This is a genomic window from Streptomyces sp. NPDC090499 (assembly GCF_044769305.1).
Lineage (GTDB): Bacteria > Actinomycetota > Actinomycetes > Streptomycetales > Streptomycetaceae > Streptomyces.
On the sequence record NZ_JBIVXP010000020.1, the window covers coordinates 86,870 to 107,398 of the forward strand.

At 70.4% G+C, this 20,529-nt stretch carries 20 protein-coding genes; 15 read left to right on the forward strand and 5 right to left on the reverse strand.

Annotated elements, in window-relative coordinates:
• The first annotated feature begins 190 nt into the window (after positions 1-190).
• Both ACIQVL_RS42785 and ACIQVL_RS42790 read left to right on the forward strand, forming a co-directional pair.
• Positions 191-739, forward strand: coding sequence for a hypothetical protein (locus tag ACIQVL_RS42785; RefSeq protein WP_403434820.1), 549 nt, complete (start codon positions 191-193; stop codon positions 737-739).
• Complete coding sequence (locus ACIQVL_RS42790; RefSeq protein WP_403434818.1) at positions 727-1,356, forward strand: hypothetical protein; 630 nt, start codon at positions 727-729, stop codon at positions 1,354-1,356. The genes ACIQVL_RS42785 and ACIQVL_RS42790 overlap by 13 nt, the downstream gene beginning before the upstream one ends.
• Positions 1,357-1,378: 22 nt before the next feature.
• Here the strand turns inward: ACIQVL_RS42790 and ACIQVL_RS42795 are convergent, their stop codons facing one another.
• The 3 genes from ACIQVL_RS42795 to ACIQVL_RS42805 are packed head-to-tail and all read right to left on the reverse strand — an operon-like array spanning position 1,379 to position 3,063.
• Entirely contained in the window at positions 1,379-2,014 is a 636-nt protein-coding gene (locus ACIQVL_RS42795) for a hypothetical protein (RefSeq protein WP_403478181.1), read from the reverse strand.
• A gap of 4 nt (positions 2,015-2,018) precedes the next feature.
• A complete protein-coding gene (locus ACIQVL_RS42800) occupies positions 2,019-2,204 on the reverse strand; it encodes a DUF397 domain-containing protein (protein WP_403478182.1) in 186 nt (61 codons plus the stop codon).
• A gap of 7 nt (positions 2,205-2,211) precedes the next feature.
• Positions 2,212-3,063: a helix-turn-helix domain-containing protein gene (locus ACIQVL_RS42805; RefSeq protein ID WP_403434813.1), complete on the reverse strand. Its 852-nt coding sequence runs from the start codon at positions 3,061-3,063 to the stop codon at positions 2,212-2,214.
• A 227-nt stretch (positions 3,064-3,290) separates the two neighbouring features.
• Here ACIQVL_RS42805 and ACIQVL_RS42810 point away from each other — a divergent pair, with 227 nt between their 5' ends.
• The 6 genes from ACIQVL_RS42810 to ACIQVL_RS42835 all read left to right on the forward strand — a co-directional run bounded on the left by ACIQVL_RS42810 (position 3,291) and on the right by ACIQVL_RS42835 (position 10,062).
• Complete coding sequence (locus ACIQVL_RS42810) at positions 3,291-3,761, forward strand: ATP-binding protein (RefSeq protein ID WP_403434812.1); 471 nt, start codon at positions 3,291-3,293, stop codon at positions 3,759-3,761.
• Between the two features lie 84 nt (positions 3,762-3,845).
• Entirely contained in the window at positions 3,846-4,778 is a 933-nt protein-coding gene (locus ACIQVL_RS42815; RefSeq protein ID WP_403478183.1) for a hypothetical protein, read from the forward strand.
• Between the two features lie 183 nt (positions 4,779-4,961).
• Complete coding sequence (locus tag ACIQVL_RS42820) at positions 4,962-6,329, forward strand: nitrate/nitrite transporter (protein WP_403478184.1); 1,368 nt, start codon at positions 4,962-4,964, stop codon at positions 6,327-6,329.
• A gap of 88 nt (positions 6,330-6,417) precedes the next feature.
• Positions 6,418-7,581 carry a uroporphyrinogen-III synthase gene (locus tag ACIQVL_RS42825; protein ID WP_403434807.1) on the forward strand — a complete coding sequence of 388 codons (1,164 nt, stop codon included), beginning with the start codon at positions 6,418-6,420 and terminating at the stop codon, positions 7,579-7,581.
• A gap of 522 nt (positions 7,582-8,103) precedes the next feature.
• Positions 8,104-8,952, forward strand: coding sequence for an alpha/beta fold hydrolase (locus ACIQVL_RS42830; RefSeq protein WP_403434805.1), 849 nt, complete (start codon positions 8,104-8,106; stop codon positions 8,950-8,952).
• A 534-nt stretch (positions 8,953-9,486) separates the two neighbouring features.
• Complete coding sequence (locus tag ACIQVL_RS42835; protein WP_403478185.1) at positions 9,487-10,062, forward strand: helix-turn-helix domain-containing protein; 576 nt, start codon at positions 9,487-9,489, stop codon at positions 10,060-10,062.
• Here ACIQVL_RS42835 and ACIQVL_RS42840 read toward each other — a convergent pair.
• The gene (locus ACIQVL_RS42840; RefSeq protein WP_403434801.1) at positions 10,013-10,549 is read right to left on the reverse strand and encodes a peptidoglycan-binding protein; all 537 of its coding nucleotides are present in this window, start codon (positions 10,547-10,549) and stop codon (positions 10,013-10,015) included. The genes ACIQVL_RS42835 and ACIQVL_RS42840 overlap by 50 nt on opposite strands.
• 314 nt (positions 10,550-10,863) lie before the next feature.
• Here ACIQVL_RS42840 and ACIQVL_RS42845 point away from each other — a divergent pair, with 314 nt between their 5' ends.
• From ACIQVL_RS42845 to ACIQVL_RS42870, 6 genes are all read left to right on the forward strand, one after another.
• The gene (locus ACIQVL_RS42845) at positions 10,864-11,466 is read left to right on the forward strand and encodes a CGNR zinc finger domain-containing protein (RefSeq protein ID WP_403434800.1); all 603 of its coding nucleotides are present in this window, start codon (positions 10,864-10,866) and stop codon (positions 11,464-11,466) included.
• A 630-nt stretch (positions 11,467-12,096) separates the two neighbouring features.
• Positions 12,097-12,618: a sigma-70 family RNA polymerase sigma factor gene (locus tag ACIQVL_RS42850; RefSeq protein ID WP_010039908.1), complete on the forward strand. Its 522-nt coding sequence runs from the start codon at positions 12,097-12,099 to the stop codon at positions 12,616-12,618.
• Positions 12,618-13,439 (forward strand): anti-sigma factor family protein, encoded by an 822-nt coding sequence (locus tag ACIQVL_RS42855; protein ID WP_403434798.1) that lies wholly within the window; start codon positions 12,618-12,620, stop codon positions 13,437-13,439. Before ACIQVL_RS42850 ends, ACIQVL_RS42855 begins: the two co-directional genes overlap by 1 nt.
• A 60-nt stretch (positions 13,440-13,499) precedes the next feature.
• A complete protein-coding gene (locus tag ACIQVL_RS42860) occupies positions 13,500-15,851 on the forward strand; it encodes a HelD family protein (RefSeq protein WP_403478186.1) in 2,352 nt (783 codons plus the stop codon).
• Positions 15,852-16,201: 350 nt separating this feature from the next.
• Positions 16,202-17,605, forward strand: coding sequence for an NAD-dependent malic enzyme (locus ACIQVL_RS42865; RefSeq protein WP_403434795.1), 1,404 nt, complete (start codon positions 16,202-16,204; stop codon positions 17,603-17,605).
• Between the two features lie 263 nt (positions 17,606-17,868).
• On the forward strand, positions 17,869-18,150 hold the full coding sequence (locus ACIQVL_RS42870) for an HU family DNA-binding protein (RefSeq protein WP_089106629.1): 282 nt from the start codon (positions 17,869-17,871) through the stop codon (positions 18,148-18,150).
• 157 nt (positions 18,151-18,307) lie between these two features.
• Here the strand turns inward: ACIQVL_RS42870 and murA are convergent, their stop codons facing one another.
• On the reverse strand, positions 18,308-19,648 hold the full coding sequence (murA, locus tag ACIQVL_RS42875) for a UDP-N-acetylglucosamine 1-carboxyvinyltransferase (protein ID WP_089106630.1): 1,341 nt from the start codon (positions 19,646-19,648) through the stop codon (positions 18,308-18,310).
• Between the two features lie 308 nt (positions 19,649-19,956).
• Here murA and ACIQVL_RS42880 point away from each other — a divergent pair, with 308 nt between their 5' ends.
• Entirely contained in the window at positions 19,957-20,529 is a 573-nt protein-coding gene (locus ACIQVL_RS42880; RefSeq protein WP_217545775.1) for a YqgE/AlgH family protein, read from the forward strand.

The window sequence follows — 20,529 nt, forward strand, 5'->3', positions numbered from 1 at the left end:
CCGACGAGCAAGGCGTCCGGATCACCGAGACGTTGACATCACAGAGGGGGAGCGCCGCGTGCCGGCTTTGAGCTCACGTATTCCATGCCCGCTCATCACGGGGGCCGCCGGCGCCGCCGTAGCCGTATTCCTGCTCACGGGATGCGGAGACGGCGGCGGAGATGCGAAGGCGGGTGGCAAGAGTGCAGGGGTGGCGAACTCGATCTCGGCATCACCGACTTCCGCACCGCCGACCGCCTCCCGGACCGCCGCCACCGGACGTCCGGAGATCGCGCTTCCCGGTACCGCCAAGAACGTCTTCGAGGACACGAAGACCGGAGACGCGACGAAGGACGCGGTTCTCGCGGACAGCGCGCTGAGCGTGAACTCCGTGGACGAGGCGATCCTCACGGGGAGCACGAGCACGAAGGCCCTCGGTTTCTACAATACCGGCAAGGCTCTGAACGCCTCGATCACCTTCATCAACGGTTACCTGAACAAGAAGGACACCTGGATCGGGGAGACCCGGTTCTTCGACCGCAAGGTGACCCTGTCCGGGACCGACAAGGCATACGTCACCTATTGCTCCGACGAGAGCAAGTCCTTCATCAAGAACAGGACGACCGGAAAGGTCGACAGAACCCCGACCACTTCGCAGTCCTACGTGCTCTACCACACCGCTCTCGCCAAGAACGCCGACGGCGTCTGGCAGACCAGCGACATCGTTTCGAACAGGGGTGACAAGGCATGCCAGCCGTAGCGAGGGCCGTCGGTCTGGGCGTGGCAGGTGTGCTGCTGCTTGCCGGATGTGGTGGTGAGGAGTCGGACGGGACCGGGGAAGGGGCGGGAGCCGGAGCTTCGGACTCACCCGGTCCCACCGCCACGGCCGCCGCGGATCGGCCGGTGATCGAAATGCCGTCTGATCTGTCGTACCGCTTCGACTGGCCCAGGACCGGTGAGGCGGACAAGGATGCCGTGCTGGCGGACAGCGAGCGGTCCATCAAGGCGGTGGACCTCGCGATCGTTCATCAGGACGCGTTCGACGAGGCCTATCGATATTACTACGAGGGTGAAGCCGCGGCAGGCACGCAGAAGTTCGTTCAGAACTATGTGGATCACAAGGCCGGCATCACCGGCGCGTATCGCTTCTACGATCCCGAGGTCGCCGTCGCGAAGGACGGAACCGCATCGTTGAGCTACTGCGAGGACCAGGGCAAGGCCTACGTCGAATACCTCACGACCGGCAAGGTCCGGAAGACCAAGGTCACAGCGAAGAGTTACGTCAGCTACCGGACCGAGCTGAGCAAGAACGCGAAGGGTGTCTGGGTGATCAGCAGGATCACTTCCGAGATCGGTAGTGCCGCCTGCCAACCGTGACAACGGCCACTTGAGGAGGCCGTCACTCGTCGAACCACGCCACCAGCCGTACGTTCCCCTCCCCGTGCACCCCCGCCAGGGTCTCCATCACCGTCCACACCGGCGCCCACGGGCCGTCCTCCGGGACCGCGTCCCGGCGGCGGGCGCGCTCGGCTCGGTAGAGCGTGGTGCCGGTGGTCCACTCCGTGCCTTCGGGGTGGAGGCCGGCCAGGTCCGCCGGGGACGTCGTGAGCGTGTTGATGCCGCTCGCCCGGCCGAAGCCTCTGCTCCAGTCGTGGTGGTGGACCAGGCGGAGGGTGCCGTCCGGGGCGCGGTGGTAGCGGGTGATGTGGGTGGTGCGGGGGACTGCCGGTTCCGTCCAGTCGATCGCCCTCGCCTCCGGCCAGGCCAGCCAGGTCTCGGCGAAGGCCGAGGCCGCCCAGGTGGCGTGTTCCTCGCGGACCTCGGGTGAGGTGTCCGGCGGCAGGCCTCGGTTCGCCGCCACCGGGTGCCAGGTGGCGTCGAAGTCGCGCACACCGAAGAGGCAGGCGAAGCCGTCGTAGTCCCTCGGCATCCCCAGCATCGGCAGACTGATCGCCGGGGACCAGGCCGTCTCGTCGTAGGGCAGTCCCTCGCGCCAGGTACGGCACTCGATCCAGCCGTGGATGTCCGTTCCCATACGGTCACCGTGACCGGGGCTGTACCAGGCCGGAGGTGAAGTGGGTCCAGGCGGAGCCGCTCACCGTGAGGCGGGGGCCTGCGGGGTGCTTCGAGTCGCGGATGTGGACGGCCGTGGGGGCGGTGGCTATCTCGACGCAGTTCGAGGCGTCGGGGCTGTAAGTGGACTTCTGCCAACGGAGTTCGGACACGGTTTCCTCAGATGGTCTTGGCGATACGGTGGATCAGGTCAAGGGATTCTGCCGGGTCGAGAGCGTTCTCTTCCATGCGGTCGAGAACGAGCCGGTACTTCTCCAACTGGGCCTCGGCGTCCAGGAAGTCACACCCGTGGTGGGTGTCCAACTGAACGGTGTCGAGCTGGGGTACCGCCCCGACCAGATAGTCGACGGACTGTCCTGTACCGGGGAAGGAGCCCTTGCCGAACGGGATCACCCGGACGGTCACATGTTCCAGCTCGCTCATGTCCAGCAGGTGCCTCAGCTGAGCACGCACCGTGGCGGAGCCTCCGTACCCCATGTGCAGTGCGCACTCGTGGATCACCGCTGTGTAGGGCGGGGGACTCTCCCGGTGCAGGATTTCCTGTCGCTTGATCCGGTGACTGACCCGATGCTCGATCTCGTACTGCCGCAGGGCTGGTACGGCCTCCTTGAAGAGTGCCCGTGCGTGGTCGGTCGTCTGGAGCAGCGCGGGGATGTGGATCACCAGGGCAACGCGCAGTGCTGTCGCGTGGTACTCCAACTCGGCAAGATCGACCAGGCCGACCGGCAGCTGGTCGCGGTAGCTGTCCCACCAACCGCGGGTACGCCGACCTGTCATCGAGACCAGCGCGTCGACGAGTTGTCCGTCGGAGCAGGCGTAGGCACGTGCCATGGACCGCAGCCGGTCGGCGCCGATGGGGGAGCGGCCGGTCTCGATCATGCTGACGCGCGCCTGATTGACGCCCAGGAGGTTGCCGGCGCCGGTGGCCGTGAGTCCGGCCCGCTCCCTCAGTTTGCGCAGCTCGGCGCCCAGCCGTCGCTGTCGGAGCGTAGGGCTGTCGGTGGGCGGCACGCTGTCCCCTTTCCTGGCCGCGACGCGGCACTGCACTCCCTCACACGAGTGAAGCGCGGATGCTTTCCATGGATTTAGTTAGATGCATCTAACCATTTGCTCTACCGTGTTTACACGTAGCCCAACTCCCCGCGCCCATAAGCCGGAAGCGCACCCCTACGGCAGAGCCACCGCCCGGTGCGGCCGTTGAGCCAGCTCCACCTCCCTTTCTCTCGCTGGAGGTCTCCATGGGAACCGTATCCCTGCCCGACACCTGGACGTACGCCCTTCGCCTGCCCCATGATCCGCGCGCGGCACGCGTCGCACGCATGACCGTACGGGCGGCGCTCAGCGGCCATGGCAGGGGCGAAGTCCTCGACATCGTCGAACTGTTGACGTCGGAGATGGTCACCAATGCCTACCGGCATACGTGCGGCCCCGCCTCCCTCCGGCTGACCGCCCTGCCCGGCGGCAGGCTGCGGGTCGGTGTCTGGGACAGCCACCCGCGTATCCCGGCCCCTTTCGGTACCCCGCCCCGGGACCGCGTCCCGCTCACCCCACTGGGTGCCGAAGACGGGCGCGGGCTGCACCTCGTGCAGGCGTACGCGGACTCGTGGGGCGGTTGGCCCGTCGGGGACGGTGGTCCGCTGGACCGCGGTGCCGGGAAGCTGCTGTGGTTCGAGGTGAGTGGGTCAAGGTCCGGTCAATCCGCCAGGTAGCCGGCTCCTCGTGGCATGTCCCGTGAAAAACTTCCCAGGTTGCGAAAGGCAAACGAGTTGCTCGACCGACGGGGAGTGGATGCTGTGAGCGCGCGGCAAGTACGGAAGATGTTCCAGTTGATGGCCAGCGGCGAGCCCGTCGAGCTCACCAATGCCTGGTCCTCCGTGAAGAAGCTCGCCCGGCTCGCCTTCGTCGCCCAGCAGTTCGGGTACGAGTACGCCGACGCCCGGCACACCGGCTCCCGCAACAACGTGCTCAAACTCCTGATCGTGCCCGACCACAGCCCCCAGGGGCGGGCGCGGGCCGCGCAGAACTGGGCGCAGTACCCGAATGCCGGGGACGGGGTGTCGCTGCCCCCGCTCGTGCCCGACGCCGTCGAACTCCTCAAGGCCCGGATCCAGTTCGACCTCACCGGGAAGAACGCCGAGAAGCGGATGCTGCTCGGCGCCGGTGGCATCACCCTCGGGCTGGTGCTGGCCGCGGCGCGCGCCGGCGGGAGTGCGGGCGCATTCGTCGTCTCCGGTGTCGTATGGGTTCTCCTCATGGCGGTCATGGGGCTCGGGTTCTTCGTCACGCGCGGGCGCAACGCCAAGTTCGCGCAGCGGCTCCAGGCGGCCGGGTTCGTGCCGGTGACGGATCAGGGCGGCCGGGTGCGGTACCTGCCGCCCGGTACGCCCGTGCCCATGCAACAGGGGCCCATGCAGCAGCCCCAGTTTCAGCAGCCTCAGTACCAGCAGCTCCCGCAGCAGCCCGGACCCTACGGCCCGTACGGCGGCCAGGGAGGCCAGGGCAGTCAAGGCGGCCAGAGCGGCCCCTACGGCGGCCAGCCCCCCGCCGCCCCCGCCCCCACCCCCGCCGGTTACGGACAGCAGCCCCCCGCCCCCTACGCCCCCGGCCCCTACGCCCCGCCCCAGCAGCCCACCGGGCCGTACGCGCCGCCCCAGCAGCCGACCGGCCCCTACGCCCCCGGCCCCTACCACCAGCAGCCCCCGCAGCCGCCGTACCCCTCCCGCTGACCCGGCTCGCCCCTGCCCCGGATCGCCCCCGACCGCCTCCGACCTCTCACCCGCCCTCCCTCCGGGGTGAGAGCAACGTTCCCTTCCGGTCACCCACAGCCACAGCGCGGAAACGACGCCTCCCTACCTTCGTGGCCTAGTCACTCGTAGCAGACCGAGCACGCGGAGCACCGTGGAGGCGTCATGACAGCCCCAGCCCCTACTTCCCGTAGTCGCTGGATCCAGGAGTGGGATCCGGAGGACGAGACCTTCTGGAAAGAGACCGGGGAGAAGATCGCCCGCCGCAATCTGTTCTTCTCCGTGCTCTCCGAGCACATCGGGTTCTCGATCTGGACCCTGTGGTCCGTGCTGGTTCTCTTCATGGGGCCGGAGTACGGGCTGACCCCGGCCGACAAGTTCCTGCTGACGTCGATGGTGACCCTGGTCGGTGCCGTCGTGCGCGTGCCCTACACCTTCGCCGTCGCGATCTTCGGCGGGCGGAACTGGACGATCATCTCGGCCAGCCTGCTGCTCATCCCCAGTGTTGCCGCGTTCGCCGTCATGAAGCCGGGGACGTCGTTCGACACCTTCCTGTGGATCGGACTCCTCGCCGGCATCGGCGGAGGCAACTTCGCCTCCTCCATGACCAACATCAACGCCTTCTTCCCGCTGAAGAAGAAGGGGTGGGCCCTCGGGCTCAACGCGGGCGGCGGCAACATCGGTGTGGCGGCGATCCAGCTGGTGGCCCTCGCCGTCATCGGCGCGGGCGGCGGGCCGCGGGTGCTGCTGGGGATCTACATCCCGCTCATCGTCGTCGCCGCGGTCCTCGCCGCGCTCTTCATGGACAACATCGAGAACGTCAAGAACGACACCGGTGCCGCCAAGGACGCCGCGAAGGACGCCCACACCTGGATCATGTCCCTCCTCTACATCGGGACGTTCGGCTCCTTCATCGGCTACAGCTTCGCTTTCGGCCAGGTGCTGACCAACCAGTTCGGCCGTACGCCGCTGCAGGCCACGTACCTCACCTTCATGGGCCCGCTGCTCGGCTCGCTGATCCGGCCCGTGGGCGGCTGGCTCGCCGACAAGTACGGCGGCGCGAAGATCACCCTCTACAACTACATCGCCATGGCCGCGGCCACCGCCGTCCTGGTCGTCGCGAGCATGCAGAAGTCGCTGCCGCTGTTCGTCGTCGCGTTCGTGGTGCTGTTCTCGCTCACCGGAATCGGCAACGGCTCCACGTTCAAGATGATCCCGGGCATCTTCCAGGCCAAGGCCCTCGCCAAGGGGCTGGCGGGTGAGGAAGCGGTCAAGTACGGGCGTCGGCTCTCCGGTGCCTCCATGGGCCTCATCGGCGCGGTCGGCGCGCTCGGCGGCGTCGGTATCAACCTCGCCTTCCGGCAGTCCTTCCTGTCCTACGGGTCCGGCACCGGCGCCTTCGTCGCCTTCCTGGCCTACTACGGCCTCTGCTTCGCCATCACGTGGGCCGTATACCTTCGCCGGCCGGCCGCGCAGCAGCGGGCCGCGACCGCCACCGAGGCAAAGGCGCAGCTCAGCTACGCCGAGGTGTGACGTAACACTGGTGACATGAACCCGAACCGAGCCTGTCACGCACCGTTGACAGGCTCGTTCGGCATGCGGGTCAGCTAGGAGAGCAGTCATGGACGAGGAACAGCAGCAGCGGCCGGAGCCCGGTCCGCACGGCCCTCTCGCGGGGTTCACCGTGGGGGTCACGGCCGCGCGCCGCGCCGACGAGCTCGGGGCACTGCTGCAGCGGCGCGGTGCCGTCGTGCTGCACGCCCCCGCCCTGCGCATCGTGCCGCTCGCGGACGACGGAGAGCTGCTCGCCGCCACCAAGGAGATCATCGACCAGGCGCCGGACATCGTGGTGGCGACCACCGCGATCGGGTTCCGGGGCTGGGTCGAGGCCGCGGACGGCTGGGGTTTCGGCGAGGAGCTGCTGCAAAGGCTGCGGAACGTCGAGCTGCTCGCCCGCGGGCCCAAGGTCAAGGGGGCGATCCGGGCCGCCGGGCTGACCGAGGAGTGGTCGCCGTCCTCCGAGTCCATGGCCGAGGTGCTCGACCGGCTCCTGGAGGAGGGCGTGGACGGCCGCCGGATCGCCGTGCAGCTGCACGGGGAGCCGCTGCCGGGGTTCGTGGAGTCCCTGCGGGCGGCGGGTGCGGAGGTGGTGCCGGTGCCGGTGTACCGATGGATGCCGCCGGAGGACCTGGGCCCGGTGGACCGGCTGCTGGACGCCGTCGTCTCCCGCTCGGTCGACGCGATCACCTTCACCAGCGCGCCCGCCGCGGCCTCCCTCATCTCGCGCGCCGAGCACCGCGGGCTGCTCGCCGACCTGCTCGCCGCCCTCGGCCACGACGTCGTCCCCGCCTGCGTCGGGCCGGTGACGGCGCTGCCGCTGCAGGCCCTCGGCGTCGACACCGTCCAGCCGGAGCGCTTCCGGCTCGGTCCCCTCGTACAGCTGCTCTGCCAGGAACTGCCCTCGCGGGCGCGGGCGTTGCCGATCGCCGGGCACCGTGTCGAGATCCGGGGGCACGCGGTCCTCGTCGACGGCGATCTGAAGCCGGTGCCGCCGGCCGGGATGTCCCTGCTGCGGGTGCTGTCGCGGCGGCCGGGCTGGGTGGTGGCCCGTGCCGAACTGCTCCGGGCCCTGCCGGGTGCCGGGCGCGACGAACACGCGGTGGAGACGGCGATGGCCCGCCTGCGTACGGCGCTCGGCGCGCCGAAGCTGATCCAGACCGTCGTCAAGCGGGGGTACCGGCTGGCGCTGGACCCGGCGGCGGACGCGAAGTACGCGGACGCCTGAGCCGCCGGCCCCGCCCCCTGGCCGCCTGCCGCCGGCCCCGCCCCCTGGCCGCCTGCCGTCGGCCGCCTGCCGTCGGCCGCTGTCCGCCGGCAGGTCCGGCGCGGTCGGTCACGGATCACGGGCCAGGGGACATCGGCCACAGGCCGCGGGTCACGGGCCGCGGGTCACGGGCCGCGGGTCACGGGCCGCGGATCGTGGGCCGTGGGTGATGGGCTATGGGTCATCGGCCATGGGTCATCGGCCATGGGTCATGGCTCATGCAGGGGATGGCGTCGCGCCCGTCGGGCCGTCGGCGCCGGAATCTACGTCATATGACGGGTGCCGCCGCAAAAGTGCTCTTCGTAGTGTCCAAGGCGTGCCGCATCGATCAAATTCGGCCGTGCGCGGCCGAATCGGCCGACCGCACTGAAGTCCTGACGGCACGTCCGCTCAGGTGGCGCCCTGCCGCCCGCGCGCATCCGTTCGGCGGCGGACTCTCCGTCAGATCCCTTCGCTCCCTTGACCCACTGTGTGAGGAGTTCCATGAGTACCGAGGTTTCCCGCCGCAAGGTATTGGCCGCCGGAGCGGCGCTGGCCGGGGCGGCGGCGGTGACAGCCGGCTTGGAAGGAACGGCCGTCGCGGCCGCCCCGGCCGGTACCGGTGAGGAGAGGTCGAAGGCGAAGCCCACGATCGTGCTGGTGCACGGCGGTTACGCCGATTCGTCCTGCTGGAACGCCACCATCGGTGAGCTGCAGGCCAAGGGCTACACCACGGTCTGCGGCTCGAACCCGCTGAGAGGCATTCCGACCGACGCCCCGTACATCGCCAGCCTGCTGGACTCCATCAGCGGACCGGTCGTGCTGGTCGCGCACTCCATGGGCGGAACGGTCATCACGAACGCAGCCGCCGGGAAGAGCAACGTCAAGGCGCTGGTCTACATCGCGGCGTTCGTGCCCGACGTGGGCGAGACGCAGGGCGATCTCATCGGCAAGTTCCCCGGCAGCGAGGTCCTGCCGGTGAGCGTGCCGGTGCCGTACACGAAGGCCGACGGCACCACCGGAACCGACCTGTACCTGAGCAAGGACGGCCAGGCGGCCTTCGCCGCCGACATCTCCGCCGCCGACTTCGGGGTGCTGCAGGCCACGCAGCGGCCGTTCGACGCCGATTCCTTCACCTACCCGACCACGGCCGCGGCCTGGAAGACGATCCCGGTCTGGGGGCTGGTCGCCGGCCAGGACAAGGCGATCCCCCCGGCCTGCGAGCGCTGGATGTACAGCCGTGCGAACGCGCGCAAGGTCGTCGAGGTGCCCCACTCCTCCCACGTCGCGATGATCAGTCACCCCAGGATCGTCGCCGGTCTCATCACGGACGCCGCCAAGGCGGTCTGCTGACACTCGCGGAGACGGCCGGCCGACGCGCACGAAGGCGGCCGGCCGAGGCACACGGCAGGCGCCCCGGTCCACCGTCATGGACCGGGGCGCCTGCCGTCACCGCGCACCCGGGGTGGTTTCACCGTCGAGTACTGCGAAGCGCTCGACGAGGTCGGGTACGCCGGGTTCGCCGAGGCGTTCCGTATCGACGGGACGCCGGGCGAGGGGGCCGAGGTGTTCTCCCTCATGCGGGAGAGCGGGCCGCCGCCGGGGGAGTACGTACGGCGGTTCTTCGCCACCGGCGACGAGCGGACCGGCTGACCGGCTGTCCGGCGTACGACGTTCTGTGGAGCCGCTTCCGGCAGCGTGCCGTAGGGCGCGGCTCGCCGCCCGCCACTCGGGCCCGTTCCTTCCCGGGCGCGCCGCGCCGCCCCGTGCGGCCGCGCGCGTGCGACGGGCCGTGCCCCGCTCTGCGGGCGTGCGCTCTGCCGGACCCCGGCCGGCGGGCGGCACGCTGGCGCCGGTACCACGGCACACGGGGGACGGGGACGGAACATGACACGCTGGCAGCCCCTGCCGGCCAGGCTGCCGCGCGAGGCCCGGCACCTGGTCGAGCAACTGCGGGTCCTGAAGGGCCGTACCGGGCTCAGCCTCGCCGGACTGGCCCGGCGTACCGCGTACAGCAAGTCGTCCTGGCAGCGCTATCTGAGCGGTGACCGGCTGCCGCCGCGGGCCGCCGCGCAGGTGCTGTGCCGGCTGGCCGGCGGCGACCAGGCGCGGGTCCTGGCGCTGTGGGAGCTGGCCGAGCAGGCGTGGCCGCAGGGTGCGGCGGAACCGGCGGCCGAAGCCAGGACCGAAGCCAGGGCCGATGCCGGGGCCGCAGGCACGGGTGAAGGCACGGGTGAAGCGGCGCCGGGGTCCGTGGCGACCGCCGGGCCGCCCAAGTCCTCCACACGTCAGCGGCGATGGCGGATCGTCGCCGTCGCCGCGTCCGTCCTCGCCGCGGTGCTGGCCGCCGGGCTGCTGTGGGCGCTGCCCCGCAGGGCGGACGGCTCCGCGGCCGCCCGCCTTCGGGCCGTGCTCAGCCCAGCTGGTCGTAGTACGCGATCCTCCAGGAACCCGTGCCCTTGATCCGCACCCGGTACTTGCCGCTGACCCGCTTCAACGTGGCGTTGTGCGCGGTGCCGTGGAAGGTGACGACGCCGCCCGCGGCCGGGCCGGTGAGCCGCTGCTGGGCGAAGGTCCAGCTCTGCTCGGTGACCACGCCGTCGTTGTCCGACAGGCCCAAGTGCTCCTGCCACCACTGGGTGGCCGATTCGGTCTCGGGGCCGAACGAGCCGTCGATCTTGCTCTTCTCGAACGGGTGCAAGTCGCCGTCGTCGTCCTGGTACTGGGCGCCGTCGGCCCACAGGACGGTCTCCCACAGGGCCGTCGCGTTGCTCGTGGCGTAGTCGTCGACGCCGAGGTTCTCCTCGTCCTGCCAGTCGTCGAGGACCGTGCCGCCGCCGTCGATGCCGTGGTACGGCGCCGCGGCGCTCGCGGCCGGTGCCAGGGCCAGGCCGCCGGCGCCCAGCAGTACGGCCGTCGCCGCCGCGACGACCCGGATGCGCATGCTCATGAACGTGTCCTTTCTGAACCGCCGTCCCTCGCGGGTCCCCCCTGGGGCGGCTCGCTGTGCGTTCGCAGGACAAAGGGTCGGGGCCCGCGGCGGCGGACGGCGAGGCCTGCCGGGGTATCCGGGCCGAACGGGGACGGCCCGCGCGCCGGGCACCGGCGGCCCCGCCCGCAGCGGGGTCGCCCGGGAACTCCGTGGAACGGCGGGACACCGGTACGAGGACCAACGGCGGAACACCGGTACGAGGACTTCCGGCCGCCCGCCGCACCGGGCACTGTGAACAGAACGGTTCCCCTGTCCTAGGCGGTGACAGGCACATGGCACTGGGTACGGCCGCGACCGCGTCCGCGCACGAGCTGCGCTTCGACGCCGGGCGGATCTGTCTCGATCTGCTCGCGACCACGCATCCCGGCGAACGGCTCGACGGGCTCGAACCGCTACGGGCCTGGATCACCGGATCCGGACTCGTCCCGCCGGGCACCCCGCTGGCCCACGCCGACGCCGGCTGGCTGGCCGGCTTCCGGGAACTACGGGGATGCGTCGGGCAGTTGGTGCGCGGCACGAACACCCCGGGGGTGCGGTCGTACGGCCTCGCGCTCGCCCGCGTCAACGACGTCGCCCGCGCCGCGGCGCCCCCGGCCCCGCGTGCCGTGCCCGGCGAGGACGGGTACCTGGTCCGGGAGTTGGCCGGGCCGCCGGGCTGCGCGGCGCTGCTCGCCGCCGTCGCCCGGGACGCGGTGGAGCTGCTCACCGACCCGGTCGCGCGGGCGGCGGTCAGGGAGTGCGAGGGCGACAACTGCCCCCTGGTGTACCTCGACACCTCCCGGGGGCGCAGGCGCCGCTGGTGCTCCAGCGAGGTCTGCGGGAACCGCGAGCGGGTGGCCCGGCACCGGCGCCGCGCCGCCCTGGCCCGTGCGTGAACCACTCCGCGTCCGTGCGTGAACCACTCCTGGCCCGTGCGTGAACCACTCCGCGTCCGCGCGTGAACCACTCCTGGCCCGTGCGTGAACCACTCCGCGTCCGCGCGTGAACCACTCCTCGCCCGTGCGTGAACCACTCCGCGTCCGCGCGTGAACCACTCCTCGCCCGTGCGTGAACCACTCCTCGTCCGTGCGTGAACCACTCCTCGTCCGTGCGCGAGCGACGGTGCGCGCGCGGACGCCTGTGCACGCGCGAGCGTCTGTGCAGGCGCGTGACCGCCGTCACTCCGCCTGCCAACTCCCGTCCCATTCGCGGCTTCTGCCGGATCTTCATCGAAGCTCCGCGAAAGTGATTTCGACAACACTCCGTTTGGTGACCGGCGAGTACGGGCAGCCCGGCCGCCTTCGACGTTGTGTCGGAAATGTAAAGATCACGCGGTGGGAATGTGGGGTCATGTCCCGCTCGTCATGTCACCTCGCGGAAAAATGTGGGGTCTTGTTGAACACACCGCGAGTCACTTCCGTACCGGTGGGGGAGCGACCGACTGGGGGAACCCCCGGACACCGGAGGTGGGCGTGCGCAAGGATGCGGCCGTGGCCAATGAACGTGGATCGAGGGCCCGACATCGCATGTCCCAGCCCTCGGAGCCTGATGAGGAGCTGATGCGTGCCCTCTACCGAGAGCACGCCGGACCTCTCCTTGCGTATGTCCTTCGGCTGGTCGCCGGTGATCGGCAACGCGCCGAGGACGTCGTGCAAGAGACACTCATCCGTGCCTGGAAGAACGCCGGCCAGCTCAATCGAGCGACCGGATCTGTACGCCCCTGGCTGGTGACGGTCGCTCGCCGCATCGTCATCGACGGTCACCGCAGCCGGCAGGCCCGGCCGCAGGAGGTCGATCCGTCGCCGCTGGAGGTCATCCCCGCGGAGGACGAGATCGACAAGGCGCTGTGGCTGATGACGCTGTCGGACGCGCTCGACGACCTGACCCCGGCCCACCGGGAGGTGCTCGTCGAGACGTACTTCAAGGGGCGTACCGTCAACGAGGCGGCCGAAACGCTGGGTATACCCAGCGGCACCGTCCGTTCGCGGGTGTTCTATGCCCTCAGGTCGATGAAGCTGGCACTGGAGGAGCGGGGGGTGACGGCGTGATGAGTGTGTACGGGGGGCACGGCGGGTTCGGCACAGGTGGTTCGGGTATGTCTGGTGCTATGCAGGAATCTCCGGTGCCCAATGAGCACGAGACTGTCGGCGCGTATGCGCTCGGGATTCTCGACGACGCCGAGGCAACCGCTTTCGAGGCTCATCTGGCCGGGTGCGAATGGTGCGCCCAGCAGCTCGACGAGCTGGCCGGAATGGAGCCCATGCTCGCGGCCCTGGCGGATCTGCCGGGCTCCGGAAGCAATCCGTCCATCGGCGAGTCGCTGTCCGCGAAGCCCAGCCCGCGGATGGTCGAGAAACTCGTCGTCGAGGTCTCCGAGAAGCGGAAGGTCCGCAGCAGGCGGAACATCTTCGCACTGGCCGCCTCGGTCGTGCTGATCGCCGGCGGCACGGCGGCCGGCGTGGCGCTGAGCGGCTCCTCGGACAGCGGCACCGCGGACATGGCCATGGGACCGGCCCAGGCGGCCTTCCAGACCATGACCGACAAGAAGACGGCCACGGACCCGACGACCCACGTCACCGCGACCGTCGCCCTGGAGAAGAAGGACTGGGGCACCCACGCGGTCCTCCAGCTCAAGAACGTCACCGGCCCGAAGAAGTGCTCGCTGATCGCCGTGGGCAAGAACGGCGAGCGCGAGACGGTGACCTCCTGGTCCGTCCCGACCTGGGGATACGGCATCACCGACGCCGCGTCGGCGAAGGCCAAGGAGCCCCTCTACGTGCACGGCGGGGCCGCCTTCACCCCGAACCAGATCGACCACTTCGAGGTCATGACCTTCGACGGGAAGAAGCTCGTCTCGGTCAGCGCGTAGCTTCGACGGGTCCCCTTCGCGTACGGTTGACGGCTGCCCAGCACGTCAGAAGGGGGCCCGGTGGCCGCTCAGGCTCAGCAATCCGCGGTCGGCTCTCACGGCTCGGATCGGGATGCCGCACAGGACTCCGTCCAGGACTCGCTCCGGGACGCGGACCAGGACTCCGTCCGAGACCGTGAGATCAGCGTTGAACAGGTACACCTCGACCGGGTGTACCGCCGTCTCGAGGAGAAGATCCACGAGGCGGAGTTCCTGGTGGAGGACGCGGCCAAGCGCGGCCAGGTAGGCACACCCGGCGCGCTCGCCGAACGCGACGCGCAGGTCTTCCGGGCGGGCATCCACCTGAACCGGCTCAACAACGAGTTCGAGGACTTCCTCTTCGGCCGCATCGACCTGCTCCTCGGCAAGGACGGCAAGAAGGGCCCCGACGGCGCCTACACCGCCGTGGAACCCGCCGAGGGCGCGGTGCGCGGCGACAACACCGCCGACATCGCCGAGACCCTGCACATCGGCCGGATCGGCGTCCTCGACGAGGACTACGCCCCGCTGGTCATCGACTGGCGGGCCCCGGCCGCCGCGCCCTTCTACCGGTCCACCCCGGTCGATCCCGGGCGTGTCGTACGGCGCCGGGTGATCCGCTCCAAGGGCCGCCGGGTCCTCGGGGTCGAGGACGACCTGATGCGCCCCGAGCTGACCGCCTTCCTCGACGGCGACACGCTGCCCGTCATCGGCGACGGCGCGCTGATGGCCGCCCTCGGCCAGGCCCGCAGCCACACCATGCGGGACATCGTCGCCTCCATCCAGGCCGAGCAGGACCTGGTCATCCGCGCCCCCGCCGCCTCCGTCACCTACGTCGAGGGCGGCCCGGGGACCGGCAAGACCGCCGTCGCCCTGCACCGCGCCGCCTACCTGCTCTACCAGGACCGGCGCCGGTACGCGGGCGGCATCCTGATCGTCTCCCCGACCCCGCTGCTCGTCGCGTACACCGAGGGCGTCCTGCCGTCCCTCGGCGAGGAGGGCCAGGTCGCCATCCGCGCCATCGGCTCCCTCGTCGACGGCGCCGAGGCCACCCTGTACGACACCCCGGCCACCGCCCGCGCCAAGGGCTCCTCCCGGATGCTCCGGGTGCTGCGCAAGGCCGCCCGCGGAGCCCTGGAGCTGAACGGTGCACCGACCCGGCTCAGGGTCGTCGCCTTCAACCGCCGCCTGGAGCTGGAGGCCGAGGAACTCGACCGCATCCGGCACAACGCGCTGAGCGGCACCGCCCCGGTCAACCTGCTCCGCCCCCGCGCCCGCAAGCTCCTCCTGGACGCCCTGTGGGCCCGCTCCGGCGCGGCCGGCCGGCACACCGACCCGGAGCTCGCCGCCGAACTGCGCTCCTCCTTCGACGAGGACATCCTCACCGAGGACCCCTTCATCGAGTTCCTCGACGCCTGGTGGCCCGAGCTGACCCCGCAGGCCGTCCTCGCGGCGATGGCCGACGAGCGGCGCCTCGGCCGCTGGGCCCGCCGCATCCTCAACCCCGGCGAGATCCGCCGGGTGGCCCGCTCCCTGAGGCGGGACGGCCGCACCGTCCACGACATCGCCATGCTGGACGAGCTCCAGGCCGTCCTCGGCACCCCGGCCCGCCCCCGGAAGAAGCGCGAGCTGGACCCGCTGGACCAGCTCACCGGCCTGGAGGAGCTGATGCCGGTGCGCGAGGAGTCGCAGCGCGAGCGCGCCGAACGGCTGGCCGCCGAACGGGTCGAGTACGCCCACGTCATCGTCGACGAGGCGCAGGACCTCACCCCGATGCAGTGGCGGATGGTCGGCCGCCGCGGCCGGCACGCCACCTGGACGGTCGTCGGCGACCCGGCCCAGTCCTCCTGGTCCGACCCCGACGAGGCGGCCGAGGCCCGCGACGAGGCCCTGGGCACCCGCCCGCGCCGCCGCTTCGAGCTCACCGTGAACTACCGCAACCCGTCCGAGATCGCCGAACTCGCGGCCAGGGTCCTGGCCCTCGCCATGCCCGGCTCCAAGGCGCCCTCGGCGGTCCGTTCCACCGGCGTCGAGCCCCGCTTCCGCGCCGTGGGCGACTCGCTGGAGAAGACCGTGCGGGCCGAGGCCGAGCGGCTCCTCGACCTGGTCGACGGCACGGTCGGCGTGGTCGTGGCCATGGACCGGCGCGCCGAGGCGGCCCGCTGGCTGGCCGGGCTCGGCGACCGGGTGGTGGCCCTCGGCAGTCTGGAGGCCAAGGGCCTGGAGTACGACGCCACGGTCGTCGTCTCGCCCGCGGAGATCGCCGACGAGTCGCCGGCCGGGCTGCGCGTGCTGTACGTGGCCCTCACCCGGGCGACGCAGCAGCTGACGGTGGTCTCCGGGGAACGGGACGTGCCGGACGCGGCGGGGGTGCCGGACCTGCTCAGGGACTGACGGCGGACCGCGGGGGCAGGCCCGTTCGGCTGGTTCCGCCGGGGTTTTCCTGTGAAGTCCCCGGACGGGAATGGCCGCGCGGGATCTGTTTGTTAGCCTTGTCGTGACACCGGCTCGATCCAAGCCCCCGGGCCCAACCTTCGTCGCTACGAGCGACCACTTGCCGCGAGGCGAGCATGGCGGGTCGGTGTCATGAACGTAGGAAGAGGCCCACGTCACTTGTGACGTGGGCCTCTTTTTTGCGCGAACAATACGTACGTAATCAGGCCCGGCTAACGCCTACCCGGCGGTAGGTGCGACGATCGGACGGCAAAACCAGCGACACGGTGAAACAACGAAGGAAGTCGGCCATGGCAACGGCGCCCAGCGTCTCCTACTCGATGACCATCCGGCTGGAGGTGCCCGCGAGCGGAACCGCCGTCTCGCAGCTCACCACCGCCGTGGAGTCCTCCGGAGGCTCGGTGACCGGCCTCGACGTCACCGCGTCCGGCCACGAGAAGCTCCGTATCGACGTCACCATCGCGGCCAGCTCGACCGCCCACGCCGACCAGATCGTGCAGCAGCTGCGCGGCATCGAGGGCGTCACCCTCGGCAAGGTCTCGGACCGTACGTTCCTCATGCACCTCGGCGGCAAGATCGAGATGCAGGCCAAGCACCCCATCCGCAACCGTGACGACCTCTCCATGATCTACACCCCGGGCGTGGCCCGCGTGTGCATGGCGATCGCGGAGAACCCCGAGGACGCGCGCCGCCTCACCATCAAGCGCAACTCCGTTGCGGTCGTGACCGACGGCTCCGCGGTCCTGGGCCTCGGCAACATCGGCCCGAAGGCCGCCCTGCCGGTCATGGAGGGCAAGGCGGCCCTCTTCAAGCGGTTCGCCGGCATCGACGCCTGGCCGCTGTGCCTCGACACCCAGGACACCGACGCGATCGTCGAGATCGTCAAGGCGATCGCCCCCGGGTTCGCCGGCATCAACCTGGAGGACATCTCCGCGCCGCGCTGCTTCGAGATCGAGGCCCGGCTGCGCGAGGCCCTGGACATCCCCGTCTTCCACGACGACCAGCACGGCACCGCGATCGTCGTCCTTGCCGCCCTCACGAACGCACTTCGCTGCACGGGCAAGGCAATTGAGAACATCCGGGTCGTCATGTCCGGCGCCGGCGCGGCCGGTACGGCCATTCTCAAGCTGCTGCTCGCGGCCGGCGTGAAGAACGCCGTCGTCGCCGACATCCGCGGTGTCGTGCACTCCGCCCGCGAGGACCTGGTGGACGCCGCCGCCGACTCGCCGCTGCGCTGGATCGCCGACAACACCAACCCCGAGAACCTCACCGGCACCCTCAGGGAGGCCGTGCGCGGCGCCGACGTCTTCATCGGCGTCTCCGCCCCGAACGTCCTCGACGGCGACGACGTGGCCGCCATGGCCGACGACGCGATCGTGTTCGCACTCGCGAACCCGGACCCCGAGGTGGACCCGGCGATCGCCCGCCAGACGGCCGCCGTGGTGGCCACCGGCCGCTCCGACTTCCCGAACCAGATCAACAACGTGCTGGTCTTCCCGGGTGTCTTCCGCGGTCTCCTGGACGCCCAGTCCCGTACGGTGAACACGGACATGATGCTCGCGGCCGCGAAGGCCCTCGCCGACGTGGTCACGGAGGACGAGCTGAACCCGAACTACATCATCCCGAGCGTCTTCAACGAGAAGGTCGCGGGAGCGGTGGCGGGCGCGGTCAGGGAGGCCGCGAAGGGCGCCTGAAGGTTTTTTGGGGGTGCCCGAGGAAGTGCGCGAGCAACCCTCACCGGGCCGCACCCGAAACCCAACCCAGGCAAACGTTTGTGAAACTTGCCACGCCATCCGATCGGCGCGTCGTGAAACCCCCCCTTCGGCCCACCCGTAGGGTATTGGCGGCACCCGGATTGGCGTTCCCGCCGCAGGTGGGGGCAGGATGCGTCCCGGCCCAACATGCGGCTCCGCCGCGTGGCACGCCTCAATGGCAAGAAGAACACGGGAGTAACAACATGAACCGCAGTGAGCTGGTGGCCGCGCTGGCCGACCGTGCCGAGGTGACTCGCAAGGACGCCGACGCCGTGCTGGCCGCGTTCGCCGATGTCGTCGGCGACATCGTCTCCAAGGGCGACGAGAAGGTCACCATCCCCGGCTTCCTGACCTTCGAGCGCACCCACCGTGCCGCTCGCACCGCGCGCAACCCGCAGACCGGCGAGCCGATCAACATCCCCGCCGGCTACAGCGTGAAGGTCTCCGCGGGCTCGAAGCTCAAGGAATCCGCGAAGGGCAAGTGAGCCCAGGCGCTCCGCTGGAGCGCCGTGGGTGACTGCGGGCCCGCTCTTGCTGGTCGCGCAGTTCTTCCCCCAGCGCCCCCACGGGGCGCGTGCGAGCCGAACATGACGATGGGGCGGCCCCTCCACCAGGGGCCGCCCCATCGTCGTACGAGAAGGGCTATCCGAGCGCCTTGCCCGGGAGTTCCACCTTCGCGCCCAGCTCCACGAGCTTCTCCATGAAGTTCTCGTAGCCGCGGTTGATGAGGTCGATGCCGTGGACGCGGGAGGTGCCCTGGGCCGCGAGGGCGGCGATCAGGTACGAGAAGCCGCCGCGGAGGTCGGGGATGACCAGGTCGGCGCCCTGCAGCTTGGTCGGGCCGGAGACGACCGCGGAGTGCAGGAAGTTGCGCTGGCCGAAGCGGCACGCCGAGCCGCCCAGGCACTCGCGGTAGAGCTGGATGTGAGCGCCCATCTGGTTCAGCGCGGAGGTGAAGCCGAGGCGGGACTCGTAGACCGTCTCGTGGACGATGGAGAGGCCGGTCGCCTGGGTCAGGGCGACGACGAGCGGCTGCTGCCAGTCGGTCTGGAAGCCCGGGTGCACGTCCGTCTCCAGCGCGATGGACTTCAGCTGGCCGCCGGGGTGCCAGAAGCGGATGCCCTCGTCGTCGATCTCGAAGGCGCCGCCCACCTTCCGGTAGGTGTTCAGGAACGTCATCATCGAGCGCTGCTGGGCGCCCCGGACGTAGATGTTGCCTTCCGTCGCCAGGGCCGCCGACGCCCAGGACGCGGCCTCCAGGCGGTCCGACAGGGCCCGGTGGGTGTAGCCGCCGAGCTTGTCCACGCCGGTGATGCGGATCGTGCGGTCGGTGTCGATCGCGATGATCGCGCCCATCTTCTGCAGCACGCAGATGAGGTCCTCGATCTCCGGCTCCACGGCCGCGTTCGACAACTCCGTGACGCCCTCGGCGAGTACGGCCGTCAGCAGCACCTGCTCGGTCGCGCCGACCGACGGGTACGGCAGCTGGATCTTCGTGCCGCGCAGCCCCTTCGGCGCCTCCAGGTACTGCCCGTCCGCGCGCTTCTCGATGGTCGCGCCGAACTGCCGCAGCACGTCGAAGTGGAAGTCGATCGGCCGGCCGCCGATGTCGCAGCCGCCGAGGCCCGGGATGAAGGCGTGGCCGAGACGGTGCAGCAGCGGGCCGCAGAACAGGATCGGAATCCGGCTGGACCCGGCGTGGGCATCGATGTCAGCGACGTTCGCGCTCTCCACGTACGTCGGATCGAGCACCAGCTCACCGGGCTCCTCGCCCGGACGCACCGTCACCCCGTGCAGCTGCAGCAGGCCGCGTACGACCCGCACGTCACGGATGTCCGGAACGTTGCGCAGCCGACTGGGTGCACTGCCCAGCAGGGCGGCGACCATGGCCTTGGGTACGAGGTTCTTCGCACCGCGGACACGGATCTCGCCCTCCAGCGGGGTGCCGCCGTGGACAAGCAGGACATCGTCGTTGACGGTCATGAATCTCGCGTTCCATGGAGTTGGGCAGGGCAGGAAAGACAGAGTAATCGCCCATCGGCCCCCTCCCGTAAGCCCACGGACCACCCAGCTAGGTCATAGCTGTGTCACAACACGAACGGTGCCTAACCGGACACATGGGGTCACCACTCGTGACCGTGCGCCCGGGGGCGCTTCCTTCCGCCCTCCCGTCTCCCACCACCACCCTCGAACGAGGCCTTATCAGGCCGCTCCTCCAAATCATGGCTGCATTCACCCGGGGGCCCGGATTGGCTCCCCATGCGACGGGAAGATGCGGGATCATGTCAGGCATGACCGAGGTGTCCTCGCTCACAGGGCGGCTGCTCGTGGCCACGCCCGCCCTGGCGGACCCGAACTTCGACCGTGCGGTGGTGCTCCTTCTCGACCACGACGAGGAGGGCTCCCTCGGTGTCGTCCTCAACCGCCCCACCCCGGTGGACGTCGGCGACATCCTGGAGGGCTGGGCCTCCCTCGCGGGCGAGCCGGGGGTCGTCTTCCAGGGCGGCCCGGTCTCCCTGGACTCCGCGCTCGGCGTAGCGGTCATCCCCGGCGGGGCCAACGGCGACCGGGCCCCGCTCGGCTGGCGCCGGGTGCACGGCGCGATCGGCCTGGTCGACCTGGAGGCCCCGCCGGAGCTGCTCGCCTCGGCCCTCGGCTCCTTGCGGATCTTCGCCGGTTACGCCGGCTGGGGCCCCGGCCAGCTGGAGGACGAACTGGTCGAGGGCGCCTGGTACGTCGTCGAGTCCGAACCCGGCGACGTCTCCTCCCCGTCGCCGGAAAGACTCTGGCGCGAGGTCCTGCGCCGCCAGCGCAACGAGCTCGCGATGGTGGCCACCTACCCGGACGACCCCTCGCTCAACTGA